Below are 14780 nucleotides of genomic sequence, written 5' to 3' on the forward strand. Positions count from 1 at the left end.
GCCCGACCGATCTTGCCCATTGTCCATCGGGGCAGGATTGCGCTTGGTTCGGCACAGGCTAGGCTGCTCGCGAACCAGACAAAAGGGGGATGCGATGCGAGCTTGGGGTGTGGCGATGCTGGCGCTGGCGGCGGCCTGCCCGGCGGTGGCGCAGGTGCAGGTCGAGGAGGCGACGGCAACGAAGATCGCCGCCGATCTCGCCTCGGGCAAGACCAGCAGCGCGGCGGTGACCGCCGCCTATCTCGCGCGCATCGCGGTGATGGACCAGAAGGGCCCGACGCTGCGCGCGGTGATCGCGGTGAGCCCCGATGCGCTCGCCCAGGCGCGTGCCAGCGATGTGCGGCGCAAGGCGGGCAAGGCGCTGGGGCCGCTCGACGGTGTGCCGGTGCTGATCAAGGACAATATCGAGACGAAGGAGCTGCCGACCACCGCGGGGAGCCTGGCGCTCAAGGACAACCGCACCGGCCGCGATGCGCCGGTGGTGGCGCAGCTGCGCGCGGCGGGTGCGGTGATCCTCGGCAAGACCAACCTCAGCGAATGGGCCAACATCCGCTCGGACCATTCGATGAGCGGCTGGAGCGCGGTCGGCGGGCTGGTGCGCAATCCCTATGCGCTCGATCGCACCACCTGCGGATCGTCGAGCGGATCGGGCGCGGCGGCGGCGGCGAGTCTGGCGGCGGTGGCAGTGGGGACCGAGACCGACGGCTCGGTGGTATGTCCCTCGGCGATGAACGGACTGGTCGGCCTCAAGCCGACCTTGGGGCTGGTCAGCCGGACGCATGTCGTGCCGATCAGCCACAGCCAGGATACGCCGGGGCCGATGGGGCGCAGCGTGGCCGACGTGGCGCTGCTCTTCTCGGCGATGGTCGGCGAGGATCCCGCCGATCCGGCGACCAAGGGCGCGAACGCCTGGCGTAAGGACTATGCGGCTGGGCTTGCCGCCGATGCGCTGAAGGGCATGCGGATCGGCTATTGGCGGCCGGAGATGGCGGACGATCTGGGCGCCCGCTTCGACAAGGCGCTGGACGAACTGCGCGCGGCGGGGGCGACGCTGGTCGAGGTGAAGCTGCCCAAGCTGGATGGGCTGGGCGAGGCCGAGGGGTTGGTGCTCTATACCGAGCTCAAGGCCGATCTCGCTGCCTATCTTGCGACCACACCGGCGGCAGTGAAGGTCCGCACGCTGGCCGATGTGATTTCCTTCAACAAAGCGCATGCGGGCGAGGAGATGGCGTTCTTCGGCCAGGAGACCTTCCTGAAGGCTGAGGCGACCAAGGGGCTCGACGATCCCGACTACAAGGCAGCGCGCGCCAAGTCGCAGCGGCTGGCCGGGCCTGAGGGGATCGACGCGATGCTCAAAGCGGCGGGGGCGGCGATACTGGTGACGCCGACCTATGGCACGCCCTGGCTGAGCGATCCGGCGCATGGCGACCAGTTCGTGGGGCCCTCGGCGAGCGAGCTGCCGGCGGTGTCGGGCTATCCGCACCTCACCGTGCCGATGGGGCTGGTCAACGGGCTGCCCGCGGGTCTGTCGTTCATCGGCACGGCGCATGCGGACGGGCTGCTGCTGCGCGCGGGTTATGCGTACGAGCAGGCGAGCAAGGCGCGGGTGGCGCCGAAATACCGGGCGACGATCCCGGCGGATCTGGGGCCGCGGTGATACCCAAACTAAGCCCCTCCTCCTGGGAGGAGGGGTTGGGGTGGAGGGATTCCAGAACGTGCGTTGGTCTCGGTGAGACACTGCCCCACCCCAACCCCTCCCCTGAAGGGGAGGGGCTATTGCGCCACTCTTACCGCTCGCTCAGATAGTAGCGTTCGACTTCCTTCAGGTCCGCGTCGAGCTCGTACACGATCGGCTGGCCGGTCGGGATTTCCAGGCTGACGATCTCGTCATCCGGGATGCCCGACAGGTGCTTGACCAGCGCGCGCAGCGAATTGCCGTGCGCCGCGATCAGCACGCGCTTGCCGGCCTTGAGCTCCGGCGCGATGCGCTGCTCCCAATAGGGCAGAACGCGGGCGATCGTGTCCTTCAGGCTCTCGGTCTGCGGGATCGGGATGCCGGCATAGCGCGGATCCTTGGTCAGGTCCCAGGGCGAACCTGCCTCGGGGAGCGGCGGCGGCACGTCGAAGCTGCGGCGCCAGATCTTCACCTGCTCGTCGCCATGCTTGGCCGCGGTCTCCGCCTTGTCGAGCCCGGTCAGGCCGCCATAATGGCGCTCGTTGAGGCGCCAGTCCTTCTCTTCCGGCAGCCAGAGCCGGTCCATCGCCTCCAGCGCCAGGTGCAGCGTCTTGATCGCGCGGCTCTGGAAGCTGGTGAAGCACTGATCGAAGTCGAGCTCCTTCTCCTTCATCAGCGTGCCGGCGGCGGTCGCTTCGCGCACGCCCTGCTCGGTCAGGTCGACGTCCCACCAGCCGGTGAAGCGGTTCTCCAGGTTCCAGGCCGACTGGCCGTGGCGGATCAGGACGAGGGTGGGCATGGGCGTTCTCCTTGTAACTGCGCGTCGCCGTCCTTAGCGAAAGGGCCGACAGGGACAAGCGCAGGAGACGACAGGCATGGCATTGGTTCGGCAGACGCTGGTCTATGATGGCCCGGGCGGTCCGTTCGAAGGCGTGGCGGCATGGGACGATGCGGTTTCGGGCAAGCGACCGGCGGTGCTGGTGCTGCCCAACATCCTCGGCCAGAAGGAAGAGGACAATGTGAAGGCCGATGCGCTGGCGGCGCTCGGCTATGTCGCGCTGGTCGCGGACGTGTACGGGCAGGGCAAGCGCACGACGCTCAGCGATCCGGACATGGGCCGTTACATGGCCGAGCTGAACGCCGATCGCGGCCTGCTGCGTGCGCGGCTGGAGGGGTCGCTGGCGGCGCTGGTCGGGCTGGAGCAGGCGGACGGCGAGCGCGCGGCTGCGACCGGGTTCTGCTTCGGCGGCAAGTGCGTGCTCGACATGGCCCGCGCCGGACTGCCGATTCTCGGCGGCGTCTCGTTCCACGGCGTCTATGACCGGCCCGACTATGCCAATGTGTCCCCGATCACCGCGAAGCTGCTGGTCTGCCATGGCTGGGAAGACCCGATCGCCCCGCCCGAAGCGACCGTCGCGCTCGCGCAGGAGCTGACCGACGCCGGTGCCGACTGGCAGCTCCACGCCTATGGCCATGCCGGCCATGCCTTCACCGATGTCAGCCGCAAGGGCGGCGACAATCCGAAGGTTGCCTTCGAGCCCAAGGCCGATCGCCGCAGCTGGCAGGCGATGACCACTTTCCTCACCGAGCTGTTCGGATGAGATGACGCGTATCGCAGCCAGCTGGAATGCCCTGATCGCGCGGATCAGCCCGCGCACCGTCGATATCGGCGAGTGCGTGGTCTCCGTGCTGCTGGCGATCCTGGTGGCGCATGCGATCGGCGGCGACAATGTCGCCTGGGCGGCGTTCGCCGGCTATATGGTCATGCGCGGCCATGCCAGCGAGACGGTGCTCCGCGGCCTGCTGCGGATCGTCGGCACCGTCGCGGGCGGGCTGCTCGCGCTGGGCTTGGCGCCGCTCGTCGCGACCAGCTGGATGGGCAGCGCCCTTGCGATGATGGCGGTGGGCACGCTCAGCCTCTACCGCGCGCTCACCGCACGGCGGGCCTATGCCTGGCTGTTCTTCGGCCTAACCTTTGCGATGGTGCTGCTCGACAAGATCGAGACGCCGGCGACCGCACTCGACCAGTTCGTCCTTACCCGCATCCTGGAGACGGTGGCGGGTACGGTCGCCTGCGCGACGGAGAGCATCGTCTCGACCCTCACGCTGCGCCGGCGCTGGCCCGCACCGCCCACTCCGCCGCCGGAGATCACGCTGTGGCACCCGGCTGCGTTCCGCCATGCGGCGCAGGCAGGCGTGGCGTTGGCGTTGCTGATCGGCGTGGCGCGCGCGCTGGCGCTGCCGGCCCTCGCCCAGAGCGCGGTGGGCGTGATGGCGGTGATGCTGGTGCCGGTCCATGGGCTCGGCGCGGGCGGGCTGGTGCCGGTGAGCGTGCGGCTGGCCCAGCGCTTCGTCGGCTGCCTCGCCGGGGCGGCGCTGTCCGCGGTCTGCCTGTTCCTCGCCCAGGGCCAGGCGCCGATGCTGGTCGCGGGTACCGCGCTCGGCGTGGCGATCGGGCGGGGAATCGAGAACGGGCCGCACAGCTATCGTTATGTCGGTACCCAGTTCACGCTCGCCGTGCTGGTGATGCTGGTGCCGGACAGCTATGCCGATGGCGACGTGCTGCCGGGCGTCGAGCGGCTGATCGCCGTGCTGATCGGCATGGCCGTGCTGGAGCCGGTGCTGCTCGCCGGCCACTGGCTCGGCCCCCGTCGCCTTCCGGTCTCGCGCAGTCCGCAGGGGCTGGACGAGCCCGGCGGCGTGTGAGTTTCGCGACCGCAGCAAAAAGGCAACGTCACGCCAGTTTTATCGAAACGCCGCCGAACTGAAACATCGCGACCCTAGCCGCCCCCCAGCTTGCAACCGCAACATCAGACCTGGGGGGTCGCCACATGAAGTTCCACCACGCACTCCGCGCGACGGTTTCCGTCGCCGCCTTCCTCACTGCCGCCGCCGCGCTGCCCGCGCAGGCGCAGGAGACCAGCACCGTCGCCACCGACGACCAGGGCGGCAGCGACAGCGATACCGCCAGCACCATCGTCGTCACCGCCAAGACGACGCGCTCGGCGACCGCGATCTCGTCGGAAGAAATCCAGAAGATCCTGCCGGGCGTCTCGCCGCTCAAGGCGATCCAGACGCTGCCGGGCGTGCTCTACATCACCGCCGATCCCTGGGGGAACAACGAGCAGAACGCCCAGATCTTCATCCACGGCTTCAACTTCCAGCAGCTTGGCTACACGATGGACGGGATCCCGCTCGGGGATCAGAGCTACGGCAACTATAACGGCCTGTCGCCGCAGCGCGCGGTGATCTCGGAGAATGTCGGCCGGGTGGTGGTGACCACCGGCGCCGGCGATCTCGGCACCGCGTCGACCAGCAACCTCGGCGGCACGGTCGAGACCTTTTCGGCCGATCCGGCCAAGACGCTGGGCGGCACGTTCAACCAGACGGTGGGCAGCTACGGCACCTCGCGCACCTATCTGCGGCTCGACAGCGGCGCTTTCGGACCGGGCGGAGAGAACAGCGCCTATGTCTCGGGCGTCCGCCAGCGCGCCCGCGCCTGGGACTTCAACGGCATTCAGGGCGGCTGGCAGGCCAACGCCAAGTTCGTCCATGACAATGCCGCCGGCAAGCTGACCGTCTTCTTCGACTATTCGGACAAGAAGGAGCCGAACGAGGACGCGACCAGCTTCTTCCAGCCGTCGCCGGGCAAGACCGCGACCGCCGCGCAGCTCTACACCCCGCGGACCCGCCCCTTCTTCTATTCCGATCTCGCCGGCATGCGCGCCTATATGGACGCCTTCGGCAACACGCCGGGCGCGCAGGGCGGCAATTATCGCAACTATTATTCGGATGCGCAGCGCACCGACTACCTGACCTATGCCCGCTACGATGCCAAGCTGGGCGACCGGGTCACCTGGTCCAACACCGGCTATTATCATCATAACGACGGCGTCGGCGTGGTGGCGGGGCCGCTCGGCCAGTCGATCACGGTAATCCAGGCTTATCTCGACCCGAACTATGGCAAGGGGCCCAAGTACGGGACCAACGCCAACGCCTCGGCCGCGCTGGTCGCGGCGACGGGCGGCTCGGGTCTGGTGACTCGCACCACCGAATATCGCATCGATCGCGAGGGCGGCATCTCCAACCTCGACATCGATCTCGGCGCGCACCAGGTCCAGCTCGGCGCCTGGTTCGAGCATAACAGCGCGACCCAGTGGCGCCGCTGGTACGGGCTGGATGTCAACAACCCCGATTCCAGCAGCCCCTATATCCGCCCGTTTAACCCGCTGTTCACCCAGTATCAGGGCGAGGCGCGCGTCAACGTGCTTCAGCTCCATGTGCAGGACGCGTGGAAGGTCAACGAGCAGCTCCGCGTCGAGGCCGGCGTCAAGACCAGCGCGCAATGGGCGAACGGCTGGTTCCCGGTGCAGCCCAAGGCGGGCTCGCTCTCGGGCCTGACCGGCAACCTGCCGAGCGGGCGGATCAACACCAAGAACTGGTTCCTGCCCTCGGTCGGCGCGACCTACGACCTGAACGGCCATGAGCAGCTCTACTTCAACGTCCAGAAGAACCTGCACCAATATATGGCCTATCTGGGCGGCGGCTCGCTCTCGCCCTGGTTCACCGGCAGCCAGTCGGCGTTCGACGCCTTCGCCCAGCAGGGCAAGCCCGAGACCAGCTGGACCTATGAAGGCGGCGTGCGCACCCACCGCAGCTTCGACGGGGTCCTGAGCGGGCTCGACGCGCAGGTGAACTATTACCACGTAACCTTCAGCAACCGCCTGCTCGCGATCAGCACCAACCCCGGCGGCATCGCCGGCGGCGCGATCACCGGCGGCACCTCGATCCTGGTGAACGTGGGCAGCGTGCATACCGACGGCGTCGATGCCGCCTTCACGCTGCACTTCGGCCGCGCGCTGTCGCTGTACAACGCCGTCTCGTACAACAGCTCGACCTATCAGAGCGACTATAGCTCCACCGCGGCCGGCATCGGCGCGGCGGTGCCGGGCTGCATCGGCGGGGGCGTGGTGACCGGCGGCGTGGTGCCGACGTGCGGCAAGCAGGTGCCCGGCTCGCCGAAATGGATGAACAAGTCGGTCGCGACGCTGTCGCTCGGCGCGTTCGAGGCGCAGGTGACCGGCGACTATGTCGGCCGCCGCTATGCGACCTATGCCAACGACACCAGCGTGAAGTCTTACTTCCTCACCTCACTGCGCCTGGCCGCCAAGCTGCCGGCGGAGATGGTGCGGCTGAAGAAGGCGGAACTGAGCCTCAACGTCACCAACCTGGCGGATGTGGGGGGCTGGTCGACCATCTCGGTGGGATCGGCGACCAACAGCTACTCGCTTTACCCGATCGCGCCGCGCCAATGGTTCCTGACGTTTTCGGCCGGGTTCTGATCGCAATCGGCTGACAAGAAAAAGGCCTCGTCCTATCGGGCGAGGCCTTTTTTGCTAACTGGGGCAGGGCGCCTCAGTGGACGAAGCGCGCCACCACGTCGCGATACGAGCGCGACACCTTCACCTGCGCGCCCGAATTGAGCACCAGGAAGCATTCGCCATTGGTGTGCGGCTTCACCTGCCGCACCAGATCGAGATTGACGATCGTCGAGCGGTGCACGCGCTGGAAGCGGCGCGGATCGAGCCGCTTCTCCAGATCCTTCATCGTCTCGCGCAGGATCAGCGTGTTGTCGCCGGTGTAGATGCACATGTAATCGCCGGCCGCATCGATCCGCTCGATCGTGTCGACGTCGACGCGGAAGATCTGGCCGCGATCCTTGATGTTGATCAGCTTCTCGAAGCGGCTCGAGGCCGGCTCGGCGCCGTCGCCGGTGGCGATGTCGTCCACCGCATCCGGCGCCACTTCGGCGAGCACCTCCTTCAGCTTTTCCACTTCCTCCACGCCCCGCTTTTCGGTGAGGCGCTGGCGAACGCGGTCCAGCGTGTCGGCCAGCCGGGAAGGCTCGACCGGCTTCATCAGATAATCCACCGCCTGCGCCTCGAAGGCGCGGATGGCATGGTCGGAATAGGCGGTAACGAAGACGAACAGCGGCGGTTCGACCTCCATCAGGCCCTGGATGACCGAGAACCCGTCGAACCCCGGCATCTGGATGTCGAGGAAAACGAGGTCGGGCTTGTGCGTCTTGATCGATCGGATGGCTTCGCGGCCATTGGAGCATTTGTCGATGATTTCGACATCCTCATGCTCCTGCAGCCGGAGCTCGAGCCCCTGAATCGCCAGGGATTCGTCGTCAACGAGGATGGTACGGATGGTCATGCGGCCTCTCGGTTCGGTTCCTCAAGCTGGAACGGTATTTCGATCTCAACGCTGAAACCTTCCCCAGGTTTCGTTCGTGTCTCGAAACGATGGTCAGGCCCGAAGGCCTGCGCCAGACGTTCCCTGATATTGGCGAGCCCCACGCCGGTTGAAAGCGTCGGCCTAGGACGCGCTTCGATCAATCCCGGACCCGTATCGGACACGGCGATCTGCACCCTGTCTCCGGTGAGTCGAGCCGAAACGATAATATCGGCGCCGTCCTCCTGTGTGCTGACGGCATATTTGATCGCGTTTTCGACCAGGGGCTGGAGCAGCAGCGAGGGCAGCCGGCCCTTGGCGACGCGCGGATCGAGGTCGAAATGCATCCGCAGCCGCTCGTCGAAGCGCATCTTCTCGATCTCGAGATAGAGCTTCAGTGTCTCGATCTCCTGCGCCAGCGTGACGTGGGCGGTCGGCTCGTTGGCCAGCGTGTAGCGCAGGAAGGAGGAGAGGCGCGACAGCATGATGTTGGCCTTCTCGGTCTGCTTGAGCAGCACCAGCGTCGAGATCGAGTTGAGGGTGTTGAACAGGAAGTGCGGGTTGAGCTGGTAGCGCAGCATCGCCAGCTGGGCGCTGGAGGCCTGGTTCTCCAGGATCTGCATCTGGTCGATCTGCTGCTCGACGATCAGGTAGAAGTTGATCCCGAAATAGAGCGCCGACCAGCCCGCCAGCACCGTGAAGGTGAGGAAGCTGTAGCCGATCACGCGGGCGACGGTGATCCCCGCCTCGGCCGCTGTGAAGGAATAGGTGAACGCCTCCAGCACCGCATAGATCAGCGTTGCGGCGCCCAGGGTGGCAAGGGTGAGCAGCACCGCCGGGATGCGCGGCAGCCGGCGGTAGAAGCCGTAGAGTGCGGAGAGCAGCAGCGTCAGGCAATAGCCGACGATCGCCTCGATGATCGCCTTGATCAGCCCCTCGACCGAAAATCCGTTCGAGATCGAAGATACCGAGCGCAGCAGCAGATAGCCGCTCCAGCCGGTCGCCTGGAGAATCCAGAAGGCCCGGCCCTTGTCTTCGAAGAAGGGACGCGAAAACAGATCGGGCTTGGAAAGGCCCAAGGTCCGGGTGTTGGTCTGCGGAAGCGAAGTCTTTGCCACGCTGCGCCTGTACCATCGGGATGGCGAGGGGGCAAAAAAAATGCCGGGCGCGCTGGGCGCCCGGCATTCTGAAAGGATCGGTCGTGCCGCTTAGAAGGTGAAGCGGGCGCCGATGCGGATCGAGTAGAGCGACTGGTTCGCGTAGATCTGATCGCTCGGCGCCGTGAAGTTGGCCGAGCCACCCACCGGCGAATAGCGATACTGGGCGCAGGGCTGCGCGGCGCTGGTCGCGACGGTGCCCGCACCATCGGCGTTGCCCTTGGTGGTCAGGCACTGCACCCGGACCGTCGCCACGTTGTACGGGAACACGTACTCGCGGGTCTGGCCCCACTTCTTGTTGAGGAAGTTGGTGAAGTTCTCGATGTCGCCGAAGAGGGTGACGCGCGACTTGCCCAGGCCGGTCGGCAGTTCCTGCGAAACGTGCAGATCGATGCGGGTGAACCACTTGGAGTGGAACGCATTGCGCGGCGCGACCTGACCGCGATACTTGCCGAGGCCCGAAGCATCGATGAACGCGTTCACCGCATCGCGAACCGCCGGGGTGCTGTACGAAACCAGCGGATCGTTCACCGTCGGCACGTACATCAGATAGCGGTTGCCGCCGGTACCGGTGCCCGAGCTGACGCCGGTGGTGCCGAACACCGAGGAACGGCCGCTGCCGAAGTCCTGGAAGGTGTAGCTGTACGGGTGACCGATGCGCGATTCGCCGAACAGCGCGAACGTGGTCTTGTAGTCACCGAAGAACGCGTGCTCGTAGTTCAGGCTGTACTTGAAGAAGTACTTCACCTGATCGTTCGAGATGCCATAGGCAACGTTGTTGGGGTCGACGAAGGAGCCGTTGCTGTAGTTCGAACCCGCGGTCGACGAGGTCGCCGGCGACTGATCCTTCACGTCCTGATAGGTGAAGCTGCCGTTGATGTTGAGGCCGAAGTCCCAGGTCTTGTCGATGCGCGCGACGCCGATCAGCGCACGGCCCTTGCTGGTGTTGGTCAGCAGGATGTCGGTGTTGGTGTTGGTGCTGGCGGCGCCATCGATGATGTTCCGGTAACGCTGGCGACCATCCGGCGTCAGCGAACCTGCGATCGGCTGCGAACGGATGTCGGTGAAGTACACCTGGTCGCGAACCTTCGAGTAGAGGAAGTCCGCGCCGAAGGTCCAGCCGCTCACCGAATATTCGCCGCTCAGCGTCGCGCGCCACTGCGATGGCAGCTTGAAGTGCGGATCGATCGCATTGACGGGGGCGTTGGTGGCCACCGTGGCGTTGGTCAGCAGGGTGTTCACCGCGCCGGGGATCGAGGTCCCGGTAACGCCGGAGAGCGCGGCGTTGCCGATGGTGGCGTCAGTCGTCGCGCCCGAGAAGCCGGTGGCGGTGCGATTGATATTGATGGAGTTGGTCAGCACGCCGGTGTTCGAGAAGCTGTTCGACACATAGACGTCGGGCGTGCCGCCGCCGAAGATGCCGCCGCCGCCGCGGATGCTCACGCGCGGGAGCGGCTTCCAGTCGAAGCCGACGCGCGGCTGGAAGAGGCCCAGACCGGAGATGTTGGCGTTGTTGGCGCCGATGGTCTGGAGCTGGCCGTTGACGATCGCACCGGCGGCATAGCGCGCCGTGTAGGCCGCGCTGCGTGCCGGGAGATCGTGCATGCCGTACAGATCATAGCGCATGCCGTAGCTGATGTTCAGCGTCGGGGTGACGCGCCAGGAATCCATGACACCGAAGGTGTAGCTCTGGTACGAGAAGTTCGAGGCCGCATCGTTCGGGACCAGCGAGGGGATCGCGTTCCCATAGGTGATCGAGCTGGCAGTCCTGTTCTGCAGGTCGGCGAGCGAGTCGAAGTAATAGTTGCCGGCGCTGTTCTGCAGGAACGAGTTGAAGACGTTCACGAACGCAACTTCGCTGAAGATGCGCAGATCGTGGTCGTTCTTGGTAACGCGCGCCTGGAACATGCCGCCCCAGGTGTCGGTCTTCAGCTGGTTGGTCTGGCGCGAATTGTCCGGGCCGAACGAGACGATCGCTGCGTTGTTGTCACAGGCGGTAAGCGACCCGGTCGAGACCTCGTTGGAGCAGACGCGGAACTGGGCGAAGCCGCGGCCGAACAGCGGGTCCTGGATGCGCGTGTAGTTCTTGTAGAACACGCGCGCTTCGGTCGAGAAGTCATCCGCCCAGTCGGAGTTCAGCTGCACCACGCCGGTGTGCAGGCGGTTGCCCTGGATATAGGCGTTCGACGCCAGGCCCAGGCCGGTTGGCGCGTTGGTGAAGGTGTTGTTGAGCAGGTTGATCGCGTCATTGGCGTAGGTGTACGTCACCGACAGGCGCTGCTTGTCGCTGATGTTCGCGTCGAGGCGGGCGACGACGCGGTCGTCCTTGTCGCCCGAGTCGTTCAGTACGCCGCCGGTATTGTAGTTGTAGACGCTCTTGGCGATCGCGCTGATGCGATCCACCTGCGCCTGGGTAATGCCCGGGATCACGGTGCCGCCATTGTTGTCCACCGGGCCTTCGACGATCGGACGGCCGCCGCGCAGGCGCTCACCGGCGACCATGAAGAACAGCTTGTCCTTGATGATCGGGCCGCTCAGTTCGGCGCCATAATTGTCGACGTGGAACTTCGGCACGTTGACGGTGACGTTCTTGGTCTTGCTACCGACGAACGAGTCGCCCGAACGCGCATAGAAGCCGGTGCCGTGGAAATCGTTGGTGCCCGACTTCAGGACGATGTTGATCGCGCCGCCCTGGAAATTGCCTTCGCGCACGTCATAGGGTGCGACCTTGGCCTGGAACTGGCCGATCGCGTCGAACGGAATCGGGGAGCGGCGGCTGGGCAGGCCATCGGTATTGAGACCGAAATTGTCGGTGATCGGCACGCCGTCGACGCTGAAGCGGTTGTAGCGCGCATTCTGACCCGCGAACGAGATCGCGCGGCCGCCCGTCGGCGTATCGTCAAGACGGGCAAACGGATCGCGACGCGACAAGTCGCGGATGTCACGGTTGAGGCTGGCGACGTTGGCGATCTGCTCAGCCGTGAGCACGGTCGCAGGGCCTTGAGAGATGGAGCGAGCACCGCGAACGGTGCTGGCCGTCACGACGATGTCCTGGCCCTCTGCGACGAGTTCGACCGGGAGATCGAACGACTGTGCGGCCACCGTGTAGATGTCCGTGATCGAGGCGTTCGAATAGTTGGGCGCGGTGACTTCAACGGTGTACGGACCGCCGGTACGAAGACCGGTCAGGCTGAAGTTGCCGCTCGCGTCGGTGCGGGCAGTGGAGCGGGTTCCCGATGCGGAATTGGTCGCCACGACGGCCGCATCGGCGACCGGTGCGCCGTTGGCGGTCACGGTGCCGCGGATCGTCGAGGTGGTTTCCTGCGCATGTGCTGAAACCGGAATGAGCAGCGCGGCAGCGGCCACGCCTGCAAGATAGTGCGTTCGCATCGAGAGTTCCCTTTTTTAGCCTGTGGCTACCAGTCGTGGCGCTTTGCGCGCCATCTGTCTGGCTGCCCCCTGCTTGGCTTTGATTGCGGAATTGTGACAGTCAATACGTGCGCAACGTTCCACTATGGTGCGTTGCAAAAAGGCATCACTCGGAAGCGCTTACGATTGCCAGCCAGTCGCTCTCGCTGATCACCCGGATTCCGAAATCCGCGGCCTTTTTCAGCTTCGAGCCGGCACCCGGTCCCGCGATCACAAGGTCGGTCTTGGCCGACACCGAACCCGATACCCGCGCACCCAGACGCTCGGCCTGCGCCTTGGCCTCGTCGCGGCTCACCGCTTCCAGCGTGCCGGTGAAGACGAGCGTCTTGCCGGTTACTTCCGAGTCGCGCGACTCGACCACGAAGGGCGGCGGCGATACTTCGCGGAGCAGGTCGGCCCAGACGGCGCGGTTGTGCGGCTCGTGGAAGAAGTCCGCCAGCGCATGGCCTACCGCGGCGCCGACATTCTCCACGCCGATCCGCTCGGCGATCGCCTTGTCGAGTCGGGTACGATGCTTGGCCTCGGTTTCCCCCATCTGCGGCGGGGTGGCGTCGCGCAAGGCGATCAGCTCGTTGGCTAGCGCCTCCAGCGCGGGCACGGTGACATAGCGCTTGAGCAGGTCGCGCGCGGTGATCGCGCCGATGTGGCGGATGCCCAGGCCGAACAGCAGGCGCGCGGCGTCGGGCGTGCGCTTGGCCTCGATTGCGGCGAGCAGGCCATCGACTGACTTTTCCTGCCAGCCTTCGCGGCCGAGCAGCGCGTCGCGATGCTGCGCCAGGCGGAAGATGTCGGCCGGTTCGGCGATCCAGCCCAGGTCGAGCAACTCGATCAGCGTCTTCTCGCCCAGCCCGTCGATATCGAGTGCGCCGCGACTGACGAAATGCTTGAGGCGCTCCAGCCGCTGCGCCGGGCAGATCAGCCCGCCGGTGCAGCGGACATCGACTTCGCCTTCTTCCGCCACCGCTTCGGATTGACAGATCGGGCAATGGCTGGGGAAGTGCCACTCGGCGCGGGGTTCGTCGCGGGTGAGGTTCTCGACGATCTGCGGGATCACGTCGCCGGCACGCTGGAGCACCACGCGGTCGCCGGGGCGGACGCCCAGCCGCGCGATCTCGTCGGCATTGTGGAGCGTCGCGTTGCTGACGACGACGCCGCCCACCGTCACCGGCTCCAGCCGCGCGACCGGCGTGAGCTTGCCGGTACGGCCGACCTGGATGTCGATTGCCTGGAGCGTGGTCTGCGCGCGCTCGGCAGGGAATTTGTGCGCGAGGCCCCAGCGCGGCGCGCGGCCGACATAGCCGAGCCGTTCCTGCCAATCGAGCCGGTCGACCTTGTAGACCACGCCGTCGATGTCGAACGGCAGATCGGCGCGGCGGGCCTCGATCGCGCGATACTGGGCGAGCGCGTCCCCGAGCGTGGGCGCGCGGACGAACAGGTCGGAGACCGGGAAGCCCCAGGCGCGGATACGGTCGATCGCTTCATATTGCTTGTCGGCGAGCGGTTCGCTCAGCTCGCCCCAGCCCCAGGCGAGGAAGCGCAGCGGCCGCGTCGCGGTGACGGCGGCATCCTTCTGGCGCAGCGAGCCGGCAGCGGCGTTGCGCGGATTGGCGAACTGGCGCGCTTCCTTGCCGGTCTCCTCGGCTTCGAGCAGCAGCCGCGCGTTGAGCGCCGCAAAGTCTGCCTTGGCCATATAGACCTCGCCGCGCACCTCGCAGACCGGCGGTGCGCCTTCGATGCGGTGGGGGATGTCGGCGATGGTGCGGACATTGGGGGTCACGTCCTCGCCGATCCGGCCGTCGCCGCGGGTGAGGGCCTGCACCAGCACGCCGTCCTCGTAGCGCAGCGAGCAGGAGAGGCCGTCGATCTTGGGCTCGGCGGTGAGTTCGATCGCCGCATCGTCGGCCAGCTTGAGGAAGCGGCGCACGCGGCCGAGGAAATCGGCGACGTCCTCGTCGGCAAAGCCGTTGTCGAGGCTGAACATCTGCCGCGCATGCGCCACCTTGGCGAGCGGGCCCGAGGGCGTGGCGCCGACCTGGCGCGAGGGCGAATCGGCGCGGACCAGCTCGGGGAAGGCGGCCTCGATCTCGGCGTTGCGGCGAACCAGCGCGTCGAAGTCCGCGTCGCTGATCTCGGGCGCGTCGGCATCGTGATAGCGGCGGTTGTGGTGCGCGATCTCGGCCGCGAGCTGCTCGAGCTCGGCGGCGGCTTCCTCTTGCGTGCGGGGCAGCGTCATGGCGTTCGCGCTAGGGGATCGGGGCGGTTGATCGCAAGGGGCTTTGCGG

Annotated in this window: 9 protein-coding genes; 4 read left to right on the top strand and 5 right to left on the bottom strand. The window is 66.4% G+C overall.

Annotated elements, in window-relative coordinates; translation table 11 throughout:
• Nucleotides 1–115: 115 nt before the first annotated feature.
• Nucleotides 116–1657 (top strand): amidase, encoded by a 1542-nt coding sequence (locus ABIC65_RS06630; RefSeq protein ID WP_436286717.1) that lies wholly within the window; start codon nt 116–118, stop codon nt 1655–1657.
• Between the two features lie 130 nt (nt 1658–1787).
• Here ABIC65_RS06630 and gpmA read toward each other — a convergent pair whose 3' ends face one another.
• Nucleotides 1788–2474, bottom strand: a complete 687-nt coding sequence (gene gpmA / locus ABIC65_RS06635; protein WP_354307626.1) for a 2,3-diphosphoglycerate-dependent phosphoglycerate mutase — start codon at nt 2472–2474, stop codon at nt 1788–1790.
• 76 nt (nt 2475–2550) lie between these two features.
• On the opposite strand from gpmA, the gene ABIC65_RS06640 reads away from it, so the two are divergent.
• The 3 genes from ABIC65_RS06640 to ABIC65_RS06650 all read left to right on the top strand — a co-directional run bounded on the left by ABIC65_RS06640 (nt 2551) and on the right by ABIC65_RS06650 (nt 7017).
• Entirely contained in the window at nt 2551–3276 is a 726-nt protein-coding gene (locus ABIC65_RS06640; protein WP_354307627.1) for a dienelactone hydrolase family protein, read from the top strand.
• A 1-nt stretch (nt 3277) separates the two neighbouring features.
• Nucleotides 3278–4381 (top strand): FUSC family protein, encoded by a 1104-nt coding sequence (locus ABIC65_RS06645; protein ID WP_354307629.1) that lies wholly within the window; start codon nt 3278–3280, stop codon nt 4379–4381.
• Nucleotides 4382–4506: 125 nt separating this feature from the next.
• Nucleotides 4507–7017: a TonB-dependent receptor gene (locus ABIC65_RS06650; RefSeq protein ID WP_354307630.1), complete on the top strand. Its 2511-nt coding sequence runs from the start codon at nt 4507–4509 to the stop codon at nt 7015–7017.
• Between the two features lie 73 nt (nt 7018–7090).
• Here the strand turns inward: ABIC65_RS06650 and ABIC65_RS06655 are convergent, their stop codons facing one another.
• The 4 genes from ABIC65_RS06655 to ligA all read right to left on the bottom strand — a co-directional run bounded on the left by ABIC65_RS06655 (nt 7091) and on the right by ligA (nt 14731).
• Nucleotides 7091–7894, bottom strand: coding sequence for a LytR/AlgR family response regulator transcription factor (locus ABIC65_RS06655; protein ID WP_354307631.1), 804 nt, complete (start codon nt 7892–7894; stop codon nt 7091–7093).
• Nucleotides 7891–9030 (bottom strand): sensor histidine kinase, encoded by a 1140-nt coding sequence (locus ABIC65_RS06660; protein WP_354307633.1) that lies wholly within the window; start codon nt 9028–9030, stop codon nt 7891–7893. The genes ABIC65_RS06655 and ABIC65_RS06660 overlap by 4 nt, the downstream gene beginning before the upstream one ends.
• 90 nt (nt 9031–9120) lie before the next feature.
• Nucleotides 9121–12459 carry a TonB-dependent receptor gene (locus ABIC65_RS06665; RefSeq protein ID WP_354307634.1) on the bottom strand — a complete coding sequence of 1113 codons (3339 nt, stop codon included), beginning with the start codon at nt 12457–12459 and terminating at the stop codon, nt 9121–9123.
• Nucleotides 12460–12604: 145 nt separating this feature from the next.
• Nucleotides 12605–14731, bottom strand: coding sequence for an NAD-dependent DNA ligase LigA (gene ligA / locus ABIC65_RS06670; RefSeq protein ID WP_354307635.1), 2127 nt, complete (start codon nt 14729–14731; stop codon nt 12605–12607).
• Between the last annotated feature and the right edge of the window lie 49 nt (nt 14732–14780).

The sequence above is a fragment of the Sphingomonas trueperi genome (assembly GCF_040545665.1).
In the GTDB taxonomy this organism is placed as follows: Bacteria; Pseudomonadota; Alphaproteobacteria; order Sphingomonadales; family Sphingomonadaceae; genus Sphingomonas; species Sphingomonas trueperi_B.